The sequence below is a fragment of the Sulfitobacter sp. GN1-4 genome, assembly GCF_055693825.1.
In genome coordinates this window covers 1,876,113-1,894,059 of record NZ_JBVFUQ010000003.1, presented here as the reverse complement: position 1 = coordinate 1,894,059, position 17,947 = coordinate 1,876,113, and the positions used below count along the sequence as shown (strand labels likewise).

At 60.0% G+C, this 17,947-nt stretch carries 12 protein-coding genes and 5 pseudogenes; 9 read left to right on the top strand and 8 right to left on the bottom strand.

The window, feature by feature from the left end:
• Positions 1 to 86: 86 nt before the first annotated feature.
• The 6 genes and pseudogenes from lpdA to ACZ1HM_RS09845 all read right to left on the bottom strand — a co-directional run bounded on the left by lpdA (position 87) and on the right by ACZ1HM_RS09845 (position 8,216).
• Positions 87 to 1,481 carry a dihydrolipoyl dehydrogenase gene (gene lpdA / locus ACZ1HM_RS09870; RefSeq protein ID WP_472742626.1) on the bottom strand — a complete coding sequence of 465 codons (1,395 nt, stop codon included), beginning with the start codon at positions 1,479 to 1,481 and terminating at the stop codon, positions 87 to 89.
• A 122-nt stretch (positions 1,482 to 1,603) separates the two neighbouring features.
• Positions 1,604 to 2,191: a DUF924 family protein gene (locus tag ACZ1HM_RS09865; protein WP_472742625.1), complete on the bottom strand. Its 588-nt coding sequence runs from the start codon at positions 2,189 to 2,191 to the stop codon at positions 1,604 to 1,606.
• 121 nt (positions 2,192 to 2,312) lie between these two features.
• Positions 2,313 to 3,571: pseudogene (locus ACZ1HM_RS09860) on the bottom strand (MFS transporter).
• A gap of 100 nt (positions 3,572 to 3,671) precedes the next feature.
• A pseudogene (gene queA, locus ACZ1HM_RS09855) lies at positions 3,672 to 4,726 on the bottom strand (tRNA preQ1(34) S-adenosylmethionine ribosyltransferase-isomerase QueA).
• Between the two features lie 101 nt (positions 4,727 to 4,827).
• Positions 4,828 to 7,704: a YhdP family protein gene (locus ACZ1HM_RS09850; RefSeq protein WP_472742624.1), complete on the bottom strand. Its 2,877-nt coding sequence runs from the start codon at positions 7,702 to 7,704 to the stop codon at positions 4,828 to 4,830.
• Positions 7,644 to 8,216, bottom strand: coding sequence for a hypothetical protein (locus ACZ1HM_RS09845; protein ID WP_472742623.1), 573 nt, complete (start codon positions 8,214 to 8,216; stop codon positions 7,644 to 7,646). The genes ACZ1HM_RS09850 and ACZ1HM_RS09845 overlap by 61 nt, the downstream gene beginning before the upstream one ends.
• A gap of 94 nt (positions 8,217 to 8,310) precedes the next feature.
• Between ACZ1HM_RS09845 and ACZ1HM_RS09840 the strand changes: the two genes are divergently transcribed.
• The 5 genes and pseudogenes from ACZ1HM_RS09840 (at position 8,311) to ACZ1HM_RS09820 (ending at position 12,165) form a co-directional block, all read left to right on the top strand.
• Positions 8,311 to 8,772, top strand: a complete 462-nt coding sequence (locus ACZ1HM_RS09840; RefSeq protein ID WP_472742622.1) for a peroxiredoxin — start codon at positions 8,311 to 8,313, stop codon at positions 8,770 to 8,772.
• Positions 8,769 to 9,574, top strand: a pseudogene (locus ACZ1HM_RS09835) (ferritin-like domain-containing protein). Before ACZ1HM_RS09840 ends, ACZ1HM_RS09835 begins: the two are co-directional and overlap by 4 nt.
• 44 nt (positions 9,575 to 9,618) lie before the next feature.
• Entirely contained in the window at positions 9,619 to 10,107 is a 489-nt protein-coding gene (locus ACZ1HM_RS09830) for a P-loop nucleotide/nucleoside kinase family protein (RefSeq protein ID WP_472742621.1), read from the top strand.
• Between the two features lie 227 nt (positions 10,108 to 10,334).
• Positions 10,335 to 11,663: pseudogene (locus ACZ1HM_RS09825) on the top strand (DUF5930 domain-containing protein).
• Complete coding sequence (locus tag ACZ1HM_RS09820; protein WP_472742620.1) at positions 11,653 to 12,165, top strand: bactofilin family protein; 513 nt, start codon at positions 11,653 to 11,655, stop codon at positions 12,163 to 12,165. Before ACZ1HM_RS09825 ends, ACZ1HM_RS09820 begins: the two are co-directional and overlap by 11 nt.
• Before the next feature lie 281 nt (positions 12,166 to 12,446).
• Here ACZ1HM_RS09820 and ACZ1HM_RS09815 read toward each other — a convergent pair whose 3' ends face one another.
• Together ACZ1HM_RS09815 and ACZ1HM_RS09810 are read right to left on the bottom strand one after the other, a co-directional pair.
• Entirely contained in the window at positions 12,447 to 13,004 is a 558-nt protein-coding gene (locus ACZ1HM_RS09815; protein WP_472742619.1) for a peptidylprolyl isomerase, read from the bottom strand.
• Positions 12,997 to 13,503: a peptidylprolyl isomerase gene (locus tag ACZ1HM_RS09810; protein WP_472742618.1), complete on the bottom strand. Its 507-nt coding sequence runs from the start codon at positions 13,501 to 13,503 to the stop codon at positions 12,997 to 12,999. The genes ACZ1HM_RS09815 and ACZ1HM_RS09810 overlap by 8 nt, the downstream gene beginning before the upstream one ends.
• A gap of 122 nt (positions 13,504 to 13,625) precedes the next feature.
• On the opposite strand from ACZ1HM_RS09810, the gene ACZ1HM_RS09805 reads away from it, so the two are divergent.
• The 4 genes and pseudogenes from ACZ1HM_RS09805 to ACZ1HM_RS09790 all read left to right on the top strand — a co-directional run bounded on the left by ACZ1HM_RS09805 (position 13,626) and on the right by ACZ1HM_RS09790 (position 17,943).
• Positions 13,626 to 14,819, top strand: a complete 1,194-nt coding sequence (locus ACZ1HM_RS09805) for a phosphoglycerate kinase (protein ID WP_472742617.1) — start codon at positions 13,626 to 13,628, stop codon at positions 14,817 to 14,819.
• Between the two features lie 200 nt (positions 14,820 to 15,019).
• Complete coding sequence (locus tag ACZ1HM_RS09800) at positions 15,020 to 15,319, top strand: FtsB family cell division protein (RefSeq protein WP_472742616.1); 300 nt, start codon at positions 15,020 to 15,022, stop codon at positions 15,317 to 15,319.
• 262 nt (positions 15,320 to 15,581) lie between these two features.
• Positions 15,582 to 16,595, top strand: coding sequence for a pyruvate dehydrogenase (acetyl-transferring) E1 component subunit alpha (gene pdhA, locus ACZ1HM_RS09795; RefSeq protein ID WP_472742615.1), 1,014 nt, complete (start codon positions 15,582 to 15,584; stop codon positions 16,593 to 16,595).
• Positions 16,595 to 17,943 (top strand): annotated as a pseudogene (locus ACZ1HM_RS09790) (pyruvate dehydrogenase complex E1 component subunit beta). The gene pdhA and the pseudogene ACZ1HM_RS09790 overlap by 1 nt, the downstream one beginning before the upstream one ends.
• Positions 17,944 to 17,947 lie beyond the last annotated feature (4 nt).

The following is a 17,947-nucleotide window of genomic DNA, read 5'->3' as shown; positions in this document are numbered from 1 at the left end:
TGTTGGGGAGGTGCCCCTCTGGGCCCGGCAGTAGAGAGAGCCCAATGAGGGACAAAGGCCGTCCAGCGGATGCAGGCCGCCGTACCCTACATATGGATCACACGGTCATAGGCATCGAGCACAGATTCGTGCATCATTTCGCTCAGCGTAGGGTGCGGGAAGACGGTGTTCATCAGGTCTTCTTCCGTGGTCTCCAACTGGCGGCCCACCACATAGCCCTGGATCAGCTCGGTTACTTCTGCACCCACCATATGCGCGCCCAAAAGCTCACCTGTCTTGGCATCAAAGATGGTTTTGATCATGCCATTCTCTTCGCCCAGGGCGATGGCCTTGCCGTTGCCAATAAAGGGGAAACGGCCAACCTTGATGTCGTACCCCAGCTCTTTGGCCTTGGCCTCAGTATAGCCGACGGAGGCCACTTGCGGATGACAATAGGTGCACCCCGCGATGGTTTCAGGCTTCACCGGATGGGCGTGCTTTCCGGCGATCAGATCCGCGACCATGACACCTTCGTGGCTGGCCTTGTGCGCAAGCCGCGGTGCGCCTGCGATGTCGCCAATGGCATATAGCCCCTCAACACCGGTGCGGCAGTATTCATCCGTGGCCACATGGGTGCGGTCAATTTTAACGCCCAAGGCCTCGAGCCCCAGGTTTTCGACATTCCCCACAATCCCAACAGCTGAGATCACGGTGTCGAAGTCATGTTTCTCAATCTTGCCGCCCACCTCAATATGCGCGGTCACCTTGCCTTTGGCGCGGTCCAGCTGTTTGACCATCGCCTTTTGCATGATCTTCATGCCCTGTTTTTCAAAAGCCTTCTTGGCAAAAGCTGAAATCTCAGCGTCCTCAACGGGCAGCACGCGGTCCATCACCTCAACCACGGTCGTGTCGGCCCCAAGCGTGTTGTAGAAGCTGGCAAATTCAATCCCGATGGCGCCTGAACCGATGACCAGCAGTTTCTTCGGCATCCGCTTGGGCTGCAGCGCGGCTTTGTAGGTCCAGACCAGATCGCCGTCCGCCGCCAGTCCGGGCAGTTCACGGGCACGCGCGCCTGTGGCCAGAATGATGTTGGGGGCGGTCAGCTCTTCTGTGCCTTTGTCGGTTTTGACGCTGACCTTGCCTTTGGCAGGGATCGTCGCCTCTCCCATGACAACGGTCACTTTGTTCTTTTTCATCAGATGACCAATGCCACCTGACAACTGGCCTGCCACCTTGCGCGACCGTTTGACCACGGCATCCAGGTCATAGCCGATGCCATCGGCCTTCAGGCCAAATTCCTTGGCCCGCTCCATCAGGTGGAAAACCTCAGACGACCGCAACATCGCTTTGGTCGGGATGCAGCCCCAGTTCAGGCAAATGCCGCCCAGGTGTTCGCGTTCCACAATGGCCACTTTCATGCCCAGCTGCGCCCCGCGGATCGCGGCCACATAGCCGCCGGGGCCTGCGCCGATCACGACAAGATCAAAGGATTGTGCAGCCATGGAAAAACCTCGCAGTGTGGGTGTTCAAATATAGTTTACCATTAAACTACATTTCACAGAGCCACAACCGCGACATTGACGCAGATCAATCGCTGGCGTTTTTGACCAAGGTTCAGCGCGGATTAGGCCGCGACGCTTTCACCCTGCAAGGACCGGATGGTCGCGCCATAGCCACCGCCGCTGATATAGGCGGCCTCTTGTGAGGTGTGGCTGCGCCCCAAGGCTTCGTTGCGGTAAGGAAAGCGGCCAAAGTCGCGGATCACCTGGCGGTGCGCGCGGGCATGCAGCAGGTTGCTGGCCCCGGATTCTGGCATCCGGTCGCAGATCAGGCGCACAGCGCGGTCCTGATCGCACAGGTTCTCAGAATGCATCAAAGGCAGGTAAAAGAACTGCCGCGCGGGTTCGTCAATGCGCATGTCCCAGCCTTTGTCGATGGCGGATTTCGCCACCGCAAGCGCCATCCGGTCGCTGGCAAACGCCTTGGAACTGCCCCGGAACATGTTCCGAGAGAATTGATCGGTCAGGATGATGTAAGCCAAAGCACCGCTGGGATAAGTCAACCAGAGCGAGAACTTGCCCTCACAGGCGGCGCGCCACGTGGCTTCGAATTTCTCGGTAATTTCCGCATCCAGCGCAGGGTTCACCTCATACCAGCTCTTTTCGCTTACTTCATCAAGCCAGTACGCCAGAATATCCTTCGGGCCCATCATTGTCCTGTCCTTTGTCCCTCTAATCGGTCCACATTTAACCTGTGGATAACCTTTTCACTCTGGCCGTGAAATACAAGTAAGCCCAGTCACGATTTGTATCATTCACGACATGTTTGCGCCATCATGCTGCAGAATTAGCCTCTTGGTCCGCCTCGATGGCAACTTCTTGCGCATATTCAACAGCCACCGCCGTTGCTGAGGGGGCAAGAACGACATAATCGCCGGTCTCTTCGACAGGGACACCTTTACGTTGTGTGGAGCGGTAGGTGGCGTAACCGGCCAGCAAAACGAAAAGCACGGCCGTAAAGAGGTAAAAGCCGCCGGGCCCCGTGGTTGTGCCCATCAACCACCCTGTGATGATCGGCCCCAAGATCGCCCCAAGCCCGTTGATGAACACCATACCGCCCGACGCGGCGGCCATGTCTTCGTGTTCCAGAAAGTCATTGGTGTGGGCAAGCAACAGCGAATAAAGCGGGTTGGACATGCCCCCCACCACAAAGGCGGACACCAGCAGCAGGGCAAAGACATCGCCCAGCAACATGCCCAGCACAGAGCCCCCCGCGCCAATGCAGGACACGACGACGATCAGAAAACGCCGGTCGATCCGGTCTGAAATCCAGCCGATGGGGTATTGCAAGAACACCGATCCGACAAAGAAGGTCGCCACAAACATGGAGATCTGCGCCACGCTCAGCCCCGCTTCGGCCCCGTAGACCGGTGCCATGCCGAACTGGGCCGAAAACACGCCCCCCAGCAAAAACATGCCGACGCAGCCCAAAGGGGAATACCCGACAAGTTCGCGCAGGCTCATGGGTTTGGTGGTTTCAAACGCCGGCGTCGGACTGATCGACAACAAAATAGGCGTGATCGCGAGGCTCACCAGCACCGATGGGATGACAAAAGCACATAGCCCGATGGGTCCGCGGCCAGCAACAGCGCCTGGGCGGCCACAATCCCCAGGGTTTGCACAATCATATAAAGCGATAGCGCCTGCCCCCGGTTTTCGTTTGTTGCCGCGTTGTTCAGCCAGCTTTCTGCGGTCACATAAACGGCAGAAAAACAGAACCCGATCAACACACGGCCCAAGGACCAGATGATCACATTCGGAAATGTGGGATAAAGGATGATCACAGCCGAGATCATCGAGGCCAATGCCGCAAACACACGCACGTGGCCCACCCGCCGGATCATCCCCGGCGCCATGCGAGAGCCGCCCAGAAAGCCCACGAAATAGGCCGACATGACGATGGACATCTCCAGGGTTGAGAATTCCTCAATCCCGCCCCGGATCCCCAGAAGCGTGCCCTGCATGCCGTTCCCCAGCATCAACAGGAACATGCCAAACAACAGCGCCCATGCGCTTGAGAGAACCTGAATCATAGCGCGACCTCCATCGGGCTTCTGTCCCTGCGTGCCTGTTTTTGGCCCCAGCGTCAGATCAATCCGCGACATTCTTCATGTCGCCTACAGTGTTTTGGTATCAGTTTGGTTTCGGGATCAGCAAAGACGCGTCGCCGTATGAAAAAACCGGTATTTCTCAGCGATGGCATGGGCGTAAATCCGCTTGATTTCATCGGCCCCCATAAGCGCAGACACCAACATCATCAGCGTCGACTTGGGCAGATGGAAATTTGTCATCAACGCGTCTGCCACCTGAAAGGAGAAACCGGGTGTGATGAAGATGTCCGTATCCCCTTCCCAGGCCACGATCTGGCCTGCGCGGCCTGCGGTCTCAATCAGGCGCAGCGCTGTGGTGCCCACCGGGATCACCCGCCCGCCTGCCGCCTTGGTCTGACGGATCTCGTCGGCTGCGGTTTCGCTGACCAGCCCCCATTCGGCGTGCATCTTATGCTCAGAGATATCGTCGACCTTGACGGGCAAGAAGGTGCCAGCCCCTACATGCAGCGTCACATAGGTGAACGCGACACCGCGCGCGCGCAGCGCCTCCAGCAGGGGCGCATCGAAATGCAGCGATGCTGTGGGGGCGGCAACGGCACCGGATGTTTTGGCCCAGACGGTTTGATAGTCGGTCTTGTCACGCTGATCTGCCGCCCGTTTGGCGGCAATATAGGGCGGCAATGGCATGGCACCGGCGGCATTCAACGCCGCGTCAAAATCATCGTCCTCACAGTTGAACGCCAGATGCCCCTGCCCGTCTTCGATGCGGATCAGACTGGCGGAAAGATCGTCGCTGAAGACAACGGTTTCCCCCACCTTCAGCTTGCGCAGCGGTTTGATCAACGCAGCCCAGGTGCCATCGCCGTTTGGCTCCAGCAGGGTTGTCTCAATCTTGGCCACCGCAGGTCCTTGCGCGCTGGCGCGGGTGCGGGTGCCAAAAAGCCGCGCGGGGATCACGCGGGTGTCGTTCAGCACCAGACGGTCTCCGGGTTGCAGCCAATGGACCAGATCTGTCACCTGCGCGTCGTGCAAAACCTCTGCATCCGCCACCAACAGCCGTGCAGAGGACCGCGGCACCGCAGGGCGGGTCGCGATCAATTCTTCGGGCAGGTCAAAATCAAAATCCGAGAGCTTCATGGGGCGGGCGTCTAAGCAAACCCGCGCCATACCGCAAGCCGGTCGCACAGGTTTCGGCAACGGGCCATGATATTGTCTGACTTTGCCCAATGCTTGGGCAGCTAGCGCCCTTCGGGTCGCTCAATCGGTCGCTGCACCTGCGGCTCTGGCGCGGGCAAGGTGCTTTCGGTGACCCCATCAACCGCTGGGAGCTCAGGTGGTGGGGCGCGGAAAATTTCGCGGAACATGGCAGGTGTCAGTGCTGAGAGCGGATTGACCGACACTTGCGGTGCCTGCGCTGACCCGTTGAGCGCGTAGTTAAAGCCAATCAACCCCTCGCCGCGCCGGGTTAGGATGGAACCGATCCCGTTGAGCAAATAGACCGGGCTGACCACGCCCTGCATGTCGAGCTGTCGGCTGTCCAACAGATAGGTGCCATCCATCGACAGCCCCATCGACGCCCCCACCGCACTGGCCTCGGTCAGGGTTAATTGGTTGGGGGTCAGGCGGAACGATGCCTCAACATCCTCAAAATAGATGCCGTCGCCGTTCAACTCATTGATCAGCCCCACCACAGATACTGCATTCAGCAGCGCCGCAATGCCCGGCGCATCCCGCACGCGCGGGCCCGTGATCGACAAACGCCCGTCAAAGGCGCCGCCTGATCCCACCGGCAACAACAACAGCTGCAACGCCCCTCCTTGCACCTGACGCAACAGCCCTGCGGCCCGCAGCACCGCACCGGCATCGTCAGAGCGCAAGCGCACAGCACTGCGCCCGTTTTGCGGGATGATCGTGCCCGCGACGGGGGCAGTGCCGTTCAGGAGCGCCTCAAAGGTGCCGTCCAACCCGCCTCTGGTCCCAAATGAGCCGCGCATGTTGGTCAGCGCGATGGTGTCGCTGATCTGCAGCCGGTCCAGCGCCACCTCAAGCGGGACACCGTCACCGGTGCCGTCACCACCGCCGAAATCCGCCTGACGCAGGTCCAGGGCACCACCGCGCAGCACCACCCGCATCGGGCGTCCCACCCCGCGTGAGACCAGATCAACCGGCGCGTTCAGCCAATTGCCCACATCCAGCCGGTCCAGGCGGACCCGCTCCAACGCGGCCCCGTCGGCAAAGGCGATGCTGCCTTCGGCGCGCAGTCCGGCGGCGGATAATTCAAGCACATCAACCGCCATCTCAGTTCCAAATTGCCCGGCCACCCGCACGCGGCCTTCTTGTTGGGCCGGTTTGCGCCAGTTCAGCGGCGGGATCGACACCCCGACGCCCGCCAGATCTGAGGTGATCTCGAACTGAGGCGGTGCACCGCGCGCCAAGACCGCTTCGAACTGCGCTGTGCCCTGCCCCGAGACGCTGCCCTGAGGCAAGTTGACGCCAAAAGTCCGTAATCCGCCATCGGTCAGAGGCAGACTTGCCCGGACCACACCCGGCCCGGCGCCTGCGCCAATCGGTTGCTGGAACGATCCATCAAAGGCCACGCCGTCCAAACTGCCCCGCCCCGCAATGCGCAGCCCGGCGTTATCAGCAAAAACGCGCAGATTTGTGGCTTGCAGCGTCCGGTTGGGCACCAACACGTCTGAGCGGACATCCTCAAAGACCCCATCGGCGTGGAATTGCACCTTTGGCCGCGTCCCCCGCTTGAGGCTTAGCGCCAGTGTCGCGGTCACATCAGAACGCCCGTCCGCAAGGGCAACCGGCAGCCGGGATTTGTCCATCGCAGCCAACGGCGGGATGTTGAGCAAGGACAGCGTCGCCTCAATGCTGGAGCGTGCCGCGACACGCACAACCGATGGGGTGCCCTCCGTTGCTCCGATATCTGGGATGATGAACGAAGAACCCGCAACCGAAATCGCCCCGCCTTGGGGTGGGGTAATGGTGCCGCCATCGACGGAGACGACCATGCGCCCGTCATCAATGCTGAAATGGCCGCTGCCGCCCATGACGGGTGGCAAAGTCTTGGAATAACGCACGTCGGCATCTGCGTAATCAAAGGCCACATAGGTGTTGGGCGCGCTGCCCGGAACGGAACGAAACGCCACATCCAGATTGCTGACGTCAGCGGCAAGAATGTTGTCGCGGATCCAATCGCGGATCCTGACCACCGCGTTTTCGGGCCAAAGCTCCAGCAATCTTTGCGGCGTCAGCACATCCAGACCACCGTTCAAGGCCACATGCCAGCCGTCTTGGCCCACCGTGACGGCCCCATCCAGTGACAGCATCTGATCACCTTCTGAGATCTGCGCGCGCCCGATGGTCAGACGGAAAGGATCAAGAGCGAGGCGAAAATCAGCTTCAGCCCCGGCAATCTGGATGGGCGTTTCATAAAGCCCGTTTGGGTTTGCGCGAAGATCGCTCAGCGCGATTTGCGCCACCAGATCCTGAAGCTGCCCAGTGTCGGGGTCCACGCCCAAGCTTGCGGTGCCGACGGCAACACCGCTGATCCACTTGCTGTCCACCGACAGCTCATCAAACGTCAAAACCCGCGCATCCGGGTCATAACTGAAATAGCTGCGCAGCCCTTCAAACGGGACCGGCAGCGCAGAGGCATCAGGCTGCACAACGCCTGCACCAATTTGCAAGGTGGCGGCCAGGGGCTCCAACCGGCCCGTCGCATCCAGACCGGAGCGCACGGAACCTGAAATGCCCGCCTGCAAAACCCCCAACCAGGCGAACGCCGGGCCTTGGGCGGCAATGTCTTCGGCAGCGACGTCTTCGAACTGCACGCCAAAACCGGCGGCAATTTCTCCGATCTGACTGGTGTAGCTGGCCGCAACCGTGGCCACACCTGCGCCACCGCTCAGCAGCGCCAGATCCGCCCCCAACGTCAGGTCCGTGCCATCCCGCGACAGCCGCAAGCGGCCGCCATCGGCGGTCCAGGCCCGTTCAGACACCGCATCTTCGTAGCGCAGCGTCAGCGCGCGCACGTCAATCTCCGTCAGAGCCTCAAAGGAGGGCGAGAGCAAAATCTCATCAATCTGCGCGATAAGCGCGCCCATCGTGGCCGCCTGCCGTTCTGACGACAACGCCCCCCCGCTTTGAGCGAGACGCTGCCATCTGCGCTGCGCTTCAGCTCTGCCACGATCCCCGACAGGGCAATCCGGCGCGGCTGAAGCTGGCCGTCCCAAAGGGGGCCGGCGGCGAAACTTGCCTCAACCTCATTGGCATGCACCAGTTCACCGCCCTGGGCCTGTCTGACCGACACATCCCGCAACTGCAGACGCGGTGTCCAACTGTCGCCCATCAACACCGCAACAGAGCCGAACTGAACCCGCGCCTCTGGCAACCCTTTGGCAAGACGGTCCTCAATCCGCGTTTTGACCCACTCTGGCGCGGTCAGTGTTTCGTTTTTGAGATAAAGCGCCAAGGCGCCCAGTGCCAAGACTGCCACCATCACAGCCGCCAAACACGCGTTCAGCATCCAAGCCACTGCGCGCGACCACCGCTTGCGCGGGTCGCGGGGCGGTTGTCCTCCGCCCGGCGATGCTGTAGCGGCCTGCGCGTCGCTCATGCTGATCCTGCTGCTGCGGCGGGCTTGGCCCCCGCCAATTTCGGCCTAGTATGTCAGCGCATCTGTGACCTTCCAAGTGAAAGAGACGTGAACCATGCCCGAAATCTCTGATACCGCACCAGACTTTACCCTGCCCGTGACCGGCGGCGGTGATGTAACCCTCAGCACGCTGACTGGCGCGCCTGTGGTGCTGTTTTTCTATCCGCGCGATGACACGCCGGGGTGCACGAAAGAAAGCATCGGTTTCTCCGAAAGCCTCAGCGACTTTGAAGCCGCTGGCGCCAAAGTCTTTGGCATCTCCCGCGATACCATGGCCAAGCACGACAAATTCACCGCCAAGCATGATCTGACCGTGCCGCTGTTGTCTGACGAAGAGGGCAGCGTGACAGAGGCCTATGGCGTCTGGGTCGAAAAGAACATGTACGGCAAGAAATCCATGGGCATCGAACGCGCCACATATCTGATCGGCGCGGATGGCAAGATTGCCCAGATCTGGCGCAAAGTGAAAGTGCCGGGTCATGTGGATGCGGTGCTGGACGCGGTGCGCGCCCTGTGATCCCGCTGGCGGAAATGGCGGAGGCCGTTCTGCGCTGTGCAGATGGCCGGGAAAAACCGCCCTCTCGCGCCGCTTTGCTGCCGAATGGCAAGCCGCGCGCGAGGCCGGTGACCGGCCTGAGATCGGCACCGCCCAGCCGCCGCTGCATCCCGCACGCCCCGCCGCGCCTGAGCTGCTGAGCCCCCGAGACGTGCCACACCGCAAACCCGGTTCACCCGCCGGGCGCATCGCCTTGTTGCACGCGGTGGCGCATATTGAGTTGAACGCGGTCGACCTGCATTGGGATGTGATCGCGCGCTACACGGATACCCCGATGCCGATGGGGTTCTACGACGATTGGGTCAAGGCGGCGGACGAGGAATCAAAACACTTCAACCTGATGTGCGATTGTCTGGAAGAGTTGGGCAGTTTTTACGGTGCCCTGCCCGCCCACGCCGGCATGTGGCGCGCCGCAGAAGACACGGTGGATGATCTGATGGGACGGCTGGCGGTGGTGCCTATGGTGCTTGAGGCACGCGGGCTTGATGTCACCCCCGGCATGATCAAGATCTTTCAGCAAGCCAAGGCCGACAGCGCTGTTGCCGCCCTTGAGACGATCTATGCCGAAGAAGTGGCCCATGTGGCTTACGGCAGCAAATGGTTCCATTTCCTGTGCGGCCGGCATGAGCTTGACCCAAAAGAGACCTTTCATGGGTTGGTGCGCAAATACTTCCACGGCGCGCTAAAGCCACCCTTTAACGAAGAAAAACGCGCGGATGCAGGCATACCACCTGATTTCTACTGGCCCCTCGCGGCGCAATAAACCACGCGTGGTCCCCGCATCGCCCTGTGCAAAAGGCCCTTAGGATGACAGCAACGCTTCACATGATCTGCGGCAAAATCGGGGCCGGCAAATCGACCCTGGCGCAAGAGCTTGGTGCCGCCCCGCAAACCGTCATCCTGTCCGAAGACGCCTGGCTTTCCGCGCTTTTCGGGGAAGAGATGGCCAGCCTGCAGGATTTCGTCCGCTGCTCAGCCAGGCTCAAAGCCGCACTTGGGCCGCATATCGTCTCACTGCTCACTGCCGGTGTCAGCGTGGTTTATGATGGGGAGGCCAACACAAAAGAAAGCCGCGCCTGGATGCGGGGCCTTTTCACCCAAGCGGGTGCCGCGCATCAATTGCATGTCCTGGATGTCCCCGACGCGGTTTGCCTGGCCCACCTGCACGCGCGCAATGCCGCAGGCGATCACCCCTTTGCCGCCACAGAAGACCAGTTCTACAAAGTGCTAAAACACTTCCGCCCCCCTCAACCGGAGGAAGGTTTTACCGTCATCACCCATCGCCCTGACGTCTGACCTTGGTGCGTGATGGCCCAAACACTCGCCCCATTGGTGTAGCGTGAACCACACTACACAAGCTCTTGTTTATCGGCGGATTTTTGCCAATCCGCGCCTTTCTGCCGCCGTCCACAAGGCTCTGCGGCCAACCCACTTGCCCGTTACCGCCCGCTTCGGTAAGGAACCATGACCAATGTGCCGGAAACAGGCGCAGGGTTGAGGGACGGATAAAGGGAAGAGACACAGTGCGCACCAGGCTCGCAATTCACATCCATGCCATCTTGGAGCGTCATTTCCCTGAACGCCGCGTCTTTCTTAAATCCGATCAGGATACCCGTTTTATCCGTCTGCGCCCCGGCACCCAGCTGATTGCCTTTGCGGGCAGCGCTATGGTTGTCGCCTGGGCCATCATCGCAACAGCCGTGATTTTGATGGACAGCATCGGGTCGGGCAACTTTCGCGAACAAGCCAAGCGCGACCAGCGCACCTATCAGGCCCGCCTGAACGACCTGTCCGCACAACGCGATTCCCGCGCCGAAGAAGCACTGGCAGCACAGCAACGCTTTAACGCGGCCCTCGCCCAAATCTCGGTCATGCAATCAGAACTGCTGGCCTCTGAGACCCGCCGACGTGAGCTTGAGACCGGCATCGACGTCATTCAAAACACCCTGCGCACCGCGATGGGCGAACGCGAAGAGGCGCGCCAGCAATTGGCTAGCCTGCAAGGCGATCTGCAAGAGGGCAATGGCCCCGCCGTGCAAACAGCAAGCACCGCAGCCCCCATTGACTTCCTCGCCCAAGCGCTTGAGCGCACAGCAAAAGAACGCGATCAGGTCATCGCCGACGCGCAAGAAGCATTGCTCGAAGCGGACCGGTTGGAACATGAAATCTCGCTCATGCGCGACCAAAACGATGCCATCTTCCGCCAGTTGGAAGAAGCCATGACCGTCTCTGTCGCGCCTTTGGACAAAATGTTCCGCGACGCAGGCATGCCGCCTGACCGGATCATTGAATCCGTGCGCCGCGGCTATTCCGGCCAAGGCGGCCCGATGGCGCCGCTGTCTTTCACCACACGCGGTGAAGCCCCTCCCCCGACACCCTGCGGGCCAACCGCCTTCTCAACCAGATGGATCAGTTGAACCTCTACCGTATCGCCGCCCAAAAAGCGCCGTTTGCGAACCCGGTGAAAAACGCTTTCCGCTTCACCTCTGGCTTTGGCTTCCGGCGTGATCCAAAAACCGGCGGCCGCCGCATGCATTCCGGCGTAGATTTCGCCGCTGGTCTGGGCACACCGCTCTATGCCACGGCGGACGGTGTTGTGACCCATTCCGGCTGGCAATCAGGATATGGTAGGTTGGTCAAAATCCAGCATGAATTCGGCATCGAAACGCGATACGCGCATCTGTCAAAACTGCGTGTGAAGGTGGGCCAAAGGGTCTCGCGCGGGCAGAGGAATCGGTGATATGGGAGCGTCTGGACGAGTAACCGGCGTGCACCTACACTACGAAGTGCGTGTGGGGGGCAAACCTGTAAACCCGATGATCTATATCAAGGCAGCTAACGATGTTTTCTAAAAGCAAAATCAACGATCCCGCACCCGGCAAAGAGGCCGACAGCAGCGCCAAAGCCCCGTCTGCGGCACCTGCCCCGACCCCCAGCGCGCCCAGCACGCCGAGTGAATTCAAGGCAAGCGCGCCAAAAGCGAAGCCACCCGCCTCGCTGCTGTCTGCTGACCTGCATGTGACCGGCAACATGAAGACCACCGGCGATATCCAGGTAGAAGGCACCGTGGAAGGCGACATTCGCGCGCATCTGCTGACAATCGGCGAGAGTGCGACGATCAAAGGCGAAGTGGTCGCCGACGATGTTGTGATCAACGGCCGCATCGTGGGCCGCGTGCGCGGCCTGAAGGTGCGCCTGACCTCCACCGCACGGGTTGAGGGTGATATCATCCACAAGACCATCGCAATCGAAAGCGGCGCGCATTTCGAAGGCTCTGTTCAGCGTCAAGACGACCCGCTGAACCCCGGCGCAAAATCTGCCCCGGCCGCCAAGGCGAACCCCGCAGCGGGCTAAACCGCGCCCCGATGTATTCTCAAGGCATCGCCCCCCAGGGCGGTGCCTTTTGCATTTGTGAGATCGGTTGAGAGCTCCCATTCAAACGCTGCCCTTAGCGTTTGGTGCTGGCAACAGATTTAAGTTGTAGGGGAAAGATGAAGCGCACCGGTCGTGCTTCATCTTTCCCTTATAACTCAAAAACAACCCCTCCTCCCAAAGCCACGCAAGCGCAGTTCTCCCCCCAAAGAAAAAGAGCGCCCCCGAAGGCGCGCTCTTTTCTGCGTTCAAAGGAACGGCAATCAGTCGATCACAGTCACCGTCTTCATCATATCGGGCGCACCCACAACGGCTCCATTGCCGCCGGTGCCCAATTTGATGCTGTCGACCACCTCTTGGCCTCCAGTCACGCGCCCCACCACGGTGTATTGACCGTTCAGAAAATACCCTTCTGCAAACATGATAAAAAACTGGCTGTTGGCGGAGTTCGGGTTCTGGGCGCGGGCCATGCCGACGACGCCTTTGTCAAAAGGGATGTCTGAGAATTCGGCGGGCACATCAGGCATGTCTGAGCCCCCCATCCCCGCACGGCGCATGTCAGCACCTTCCTTACCGAACTCCACATCACCAGTTTGCGCCATGAAGCCTTCGATCACGCGGTGAAACACAACGCCGTCATAGGCGCCATTGGCGGCAAGCGTTGTGATGCGCGCCACGTGCTGCGGGGCAACATCTTCGAAAAGGTCGATGGTGACGGTGCCATTGGCCTCGCCCGCCACTTCGATCTGCAACCCGGTCGCCAAGGCGGCACTGCCGATGAGCGTTGCGAAGAGGCTCGCGGTTGCCAGCCCCTTACGCATCAGAGGCCACTTTCACGCTGATCATGCGGTCCGGCTCGGCAGGCGGCTCGCCGCGCACGATCGCATCCACATGTTCCATCCCGTCGATGACCTGGCCGTAGACGGTGTATTGACCGTTGAGAAAGTCATTGTCTTTAAAGTTGATAAAGAACTGGCTGTTGGCGGAATCCGGGTTTGCGGACCGTGCAGCCCCCAAAGATCCACGCGCATGTGGCACCTTGGAGAATTCGGCGGGCACATTGCCCAGGTCAGACCCGCCCGTGCCTGCCATGCGCAGGTTAAAGCCGTCTTCCATATTGCCGTGCTCCACATCGCCGGTCTGTGCCATGAAGCCGTCGATCACGCGGTGAAAGCAGACGTTGTCGTATTTGCCCGCACGGGCCAGCTCTTTCATCCGCTCAACGTGCTTGGGTGCCACATCAGGCAGTAGCGCGATTGTAACGGTGCCCCCCTTCAGCTCCATCAGGATCGTGTTTTCTGGGTCTTTGATCTCGGCCATGCCGTGCTCCTTTAACTCTTTCCGCACCTACCTAGGGGCTTGGCTGGAATTGCCAAGCACGCGCATTGACCATTTGGGTCAGAAAGGCAAAACAACCCCCAACACTTTGAAAGGGACAGAGCATGGGCTGGAAATCGCTGGATGACATTGCACTGAACGGCAAGCGGGTTTTGCTGCGTGTGGATATTAACGTGCCGGTGGAGAACGGCCAGGTCACGGATGCCACGCGGATTGAGCGGATTGTGCCGACGGTCAAAGACATTCTGGCCAAAGGCGGCGCGCCGCTGCTCCTTGCCCACTTTGGACGGCCCAAAGGCAAGGTTGCCTCGGACATGAGCCTTGCGCAGCTTCTGCCCTCGCTCAGCAAGGCGCTTGGCCTTGAGGTGGGGTTTTACGAAACGTTGGAAGCGGCGGAAGCCGGCGGCAGCGACGCCCCCGTCACGCTTTTGGAAAACATCCGCTTTCACCCCGGAGAAGAGGCCAATGATCCGGCCTTTGCCAGCCGCCTTGCGGCCTTGGGTGATGTCTATTGCAACGATGCGTTTTCAGCTGCCCACCGCGCCCATGCCTCAACCGAAGGGGTCGCGCGCAAGATGCCATCCTGCGCCGGCCGCTTGATGCAGGCAGAGCTGAGCGCCTTGGAGGCTGCCCTTGCCAAGCCTGAGCGGCCTGTGGGGGCCGTTGTGGGCGGCGCCAAGGTATCGACCAAGATTGCCTTGCTGGAAAACCTTGTAAACAAGCTCGACACTTTGGTGATTGGCGGCGGCATGGCCAACACATTTCTAGGCGCACTTGGTGCCGATTTGGGTGCCTCCCTGTCTGAGCCGGATTTCTATGACACTGCGCGGGATATTCTGGCACAGGCCGAAAAAGCGGGCTGTCGCGTGATCCTCCCTGAGGATGGTCTGGTGGCCAAAGAATTCGCCGCCGGTGCCCCGCATGAGGTAAAACGCCTGGACCCCAAAGCCGCACTGGCGGCGGATGACATGGTTCTTGACGCCGGGCCTGACAGCGTCAAAGCCCTGCGCGCGGCCTTTGAAGGGCTGCGCACGCTCATTTGGAACGGTCCGATGGGCGCGTTTGAGATTGCGCCTTTTGACACCGCGACTGTTGCTGCTGCCCAGTTTGCGGCCCTGCGGACCCGTGAAGGCGCGCTTATTTCCGTGGCCGGTGGTGGCGATACGGTTGCGGCCTTGAACAAGGCCGGGGTGGCGGATCAGTTCACCTATATCTCTACGGCGGGCGGCGCGTTTCTGGAATGGATGGAAGGCAAAACCCTGCCAGGTGTGGCCGCCTTGGAAGGACGCGCCATCTAGCATCAGCCGCGCAGAAGGGGGCGACACGCGCCCCTTTTTGCGGCGATCAGCGGCGGCATTTTGCGCATGTCTTACAAAGTGTTGCCCAAACACACGGGTCTGCCCAAATAACCCGATACCGCCCTGGCTTGCGGATTCACAGGGCGAATCGCCTGTGTCATAACAAGGATACGTCCACCAAGAGACGACCTGAGGCAGATATGAACCGCAGCACACGGCCCGCATTTGGCACGTTGATCTTTTTTGCGATCGCATTCGCGCTCAGCATCTATTTCACTTTTGCAGCTGTCCAAGGTGACTTTGGCCTCTTCCGCCGCGCAGAGATCGTGGCCGAAAGTCAGCATTTGCGCGATCAGCTTGCCGCCGTGCGGGCGGACGTGGCGCGAATGGAAAACCTGACCAAGCGGATGTCTGATGACTATCTGGATCTGGATCTGTTGGATGAGCAGGCCCGCCAGGTCTTGGGCATGGTGCGCGCGGACGAAATCGTCATTCAGTAATCTGCCGGTCTCCGCCGCCCTACTTCATTGCCCTTTGTGGGATGGGATGCAGCTTCGCAGCTCTATGCCCCCTCATGCGTGCCGATAACCTAGCCGCCATGGCACCTGATCCAGATCAATTTCAACCCGAAATCTATCCGCTAAACCGCTTGCCAGCGACGGATTCTAATTGCCCCTACCCTTTGGTGCGCAGATCCGGTAAGAGATAGTTTAACGCTAAACTATCTTGTCTGGCGACGATGTGACGACGGAGGATGTGCCCATGGCGGCAAAGAAAACCACGAAGAAACCTAATGTCTCTGCAGAGGAGCTTAAGGCCTATTATAAAGACATGCTGCTCATTCGGCGGTTTGAAGAAAAGGCGGGTCAGCTTTACGGCATGGGATTGATCGGTGGTTTTTGCCACCTCTACATCGGACAAGAAGCCGTCGTTGTAGGGCTGGAGGCTGCGGCCGAAGAAGGCGACAAGCGCATCACATCTTATCGCGATCACGGCCACATGTTGGCCTGTGGCATGGACCCCAACGGGGTGATGGCCGAGCTGACGGGCCGCGAGGGTGGCTATTCCAAAGGTAAAGGCGGTTCCATGCACATGTTCTCGAAAGAGAAGCATTTCTATGGCGGCCACGGCATCGTTGCTGCACAGGTGCCATTGGGCGCGGGCCTCGCCTTTGCGGACAAGTATAAAGACAATGGTCGCGTCACCTTTACCTACTTCGGTGATGGTGCGGCAAACCAAGGCCAGGTCTATGAGACCTTTAACATGGCCGCCTTGTGGAAACTGCCCGTGGTCTTTGTGATTGAGAACAATCAATACGCGATGGGCACCTCGCAGCAACGCTCCACATCCTCGCCCGATATTTTCCACCGGGGTGAGGCCTTTGGCATCCCCGGCGAATTGGTCGACGGCATGGATGTGCTGGCCGTAAAGGAAGCGGGCGAAAAGGCGGTGGCGCACTGCCGCTCTGGAAAAGGCCCCTACATCCTTGAGGTTAAAACCTACCGCTACCGCGGCCACTCCATGTCGGACCCGGCCAAATACCGGACCCGCGAAGAGGTGCAGAAAATGCGTGATGAGCGTGACCCCATTGAGGCGGTCCGCTCCATGCTGCTGACCGGCAAGCACGCGACTGAGGATGACCTCAAAACCATCGACAAGGAAATCAAAGCCATCGTGAACGCATCCGCTGATTTCGCCAAAGAAAGCCCCGAGCCCGCGCTGGAGGAGCTTTGGACCGACATCTACGCCACAGAAATTCCGCAGGAGGCCGTGTAATGGCGACAGAAATTCTCATGCCCGCCCTGTCCCCCACCATGGAAGAAGGCACGCTGGCCAAATGGCTGGTCAAGGAAGGCGATACCGTCTCCTCCGGTGATATCATGGCCGAGATTGAAACCGACAAAGCCACCATGGAGTTTGAGGCCGTGGACGAAGGCATTGTGGGCAAAATCCTGGTGGCCGAAGGCACCGAAGGGGTGAAGGTGAACACGCCCATCGCCGTGCTGGTTGAAGAAGGCGAAGACGCCTCCGCGATCGACAGCGCGCCTGCCCCAGCGGCCGCTGAGGCCCCGCTGCAGCAGCTGAGCCTGCGCCCGCGGCCCCTGAAACCGACACAACGCCAGACTGGCCCGAAGGCACGACGCTGAAACAGCAAACCGTGCGCGAGGCCCTGCGCGACGGCATGGCCGAAGAGATGCGCAAAGACGAAGACGTCTTTATCATGGGTGAAGAGGTGGCCGAATACCAAGGTGCCTATAAGATCACCCAAGGCATGCTGGACGAGTTTGGCGCAAAACGCGTGATCGACACGCCCATCACCGAGCACGGCTTTGCCGGCATCGGCGTTGGTGCGGCCTTTGGTGGCCTCAAGCCGATTGTGGAGTTCATGACGTTTAACTTCGCCATGCAAGCCATTGACCACATTATCAACTCTGCGGCCAAGACGCTCTATATGTCCGGCGGTCAGATGGGCGCACCTATGGTGTTCCGTGGCCCCAATGGCGCGGCGGCGCGCGTCGGCGCGCAGCACTCTCAGGACTATGCAGCCTGGTACATGCAGGTGCCCGGCCTCAAGGTGGTGATGCCCTATTCGGCCTCTGACTATAAAGGTCTGATGAAAACCGCGATCCGCGATCCGAACCCGGTGATCTTCTTGGAGAATGAGATCCTTTATGGCCGCACTTTCGATGTGCCAGAGGTTGAGGATTACACCGTGCCCTTCGGCAAGGCCCGCATCTGGCGCGAGGGCGATGATGTGACCATCGTCAGCTTTGGCATCGGGATGCAATACGCCTTGGAAGCCGCTGAAAAGCTTGCAGAAGACGGCATCAGCGCCGAAGTGATCGACCTGCGCACGCTGCGTCCGATGGACACGCCAGCGATCCTCAAATCGGTGATGAAAACCAACCGTCTTGTGACGGTGGAAGAAGGCTGGCCGCAGGGGTCTGTGGGCAACTACATCTCCTCTGTGGTGATGCAAGAGGCCTTTGATTACCTCGACGCGCCGGTCATCAACTGCACGGGCAAGGATGTGCCGATGCCCTATGCGGCGAACCTGGAAAAACACGCGCTGGTCACCACCGATGAGGTGATCGCGGCTGTGAAAAAAGTCACCTACAAATAAGGAG

Coding starts and splice junctions, on each gene's coding strand:
- lpdA (WP_472742626.1), bottom strand. CDS start 1,481: ATGGCTGCACAATCCTTTGATCTTGTCGTGATCGGCGCAGGCCCCGGC.
- ACZ1HM_RS09865 (WP_472742625.1), bottom strand. CDS start 2,191: ATGATGGGCCCGAAGGATATTCTGGCGTACTGGCTTGATGAAGTAAGC.
- ACZ1HM_RS09850 (WP_472742624.1), bottom strand. CDS start 7,704: ATGGGCGCGCTTATCGCGCAGATTGATGAGATTTTGCTCTCGCCCTCC.
- ACZ1HM_RS09845 (WP_472742623.1), bottom strand. CDS start 8,216: ATGAGCGACGCGCAGGCCGCTACAGCATCGCCGGGCGGAGGACAACCG.
- ACZ1HM_RS09840 (WP_472742622.1), top strand. CDS start 8,311: ATGCCCGAAATCTCTGATACCGCACCAGACTTTACCCTGCCCGTGACC.
- ACZ1HM_RS09830 (WP_472742621.1), top strand. CDS start 9,619: ATGACAGCAACGCTTCACATGATCTGCGGCAAAATCGGGGCCGGCAAA.
- ACZ1HM_RS09820 (WP_472742620.1), top strand. CDS start 11,653: ATGTTTTCTAAAAGCAAAATCAACGATCCCGCACCCGGCAAAGAGGCC.
- ACZ1HM_RS09815 (WP_472742619.1), bottom strand. CDS start 13,004: ATGCGTAAGGGGCTGGCAACCGCGAGCCTCTTCGCAACGCTCATCGGC.
- ACZ1HM_RS09810 (WP_472742618.1), bottom strand. CDS start 13,503: ATGGCCGAGATCAAAGACCCAGAAAACACGATCCTGATGGAGCTGAAG.
- ACZ1HM_RS09805 (WP_472742617.1), top strand. CDS start 13,626: ATGGGCTGGAAATCGCTGGATGACATTGCACTGAACGGCAAGCGGGTT.
- ACZ1HM_RS09800 (WP_472742616.1), top strand. CDS start 15,020: ATGAACCGCAGCACACGGCCCGCATTTGGCACGTTGATCTTTTTTGCG.
- pdhA (WP_472742615.1), top strand. CDS start 15,582: ATGGCGGCAAAGAAAACCACGAAGAAACCTAATGTCTCTGCAGAGGAG.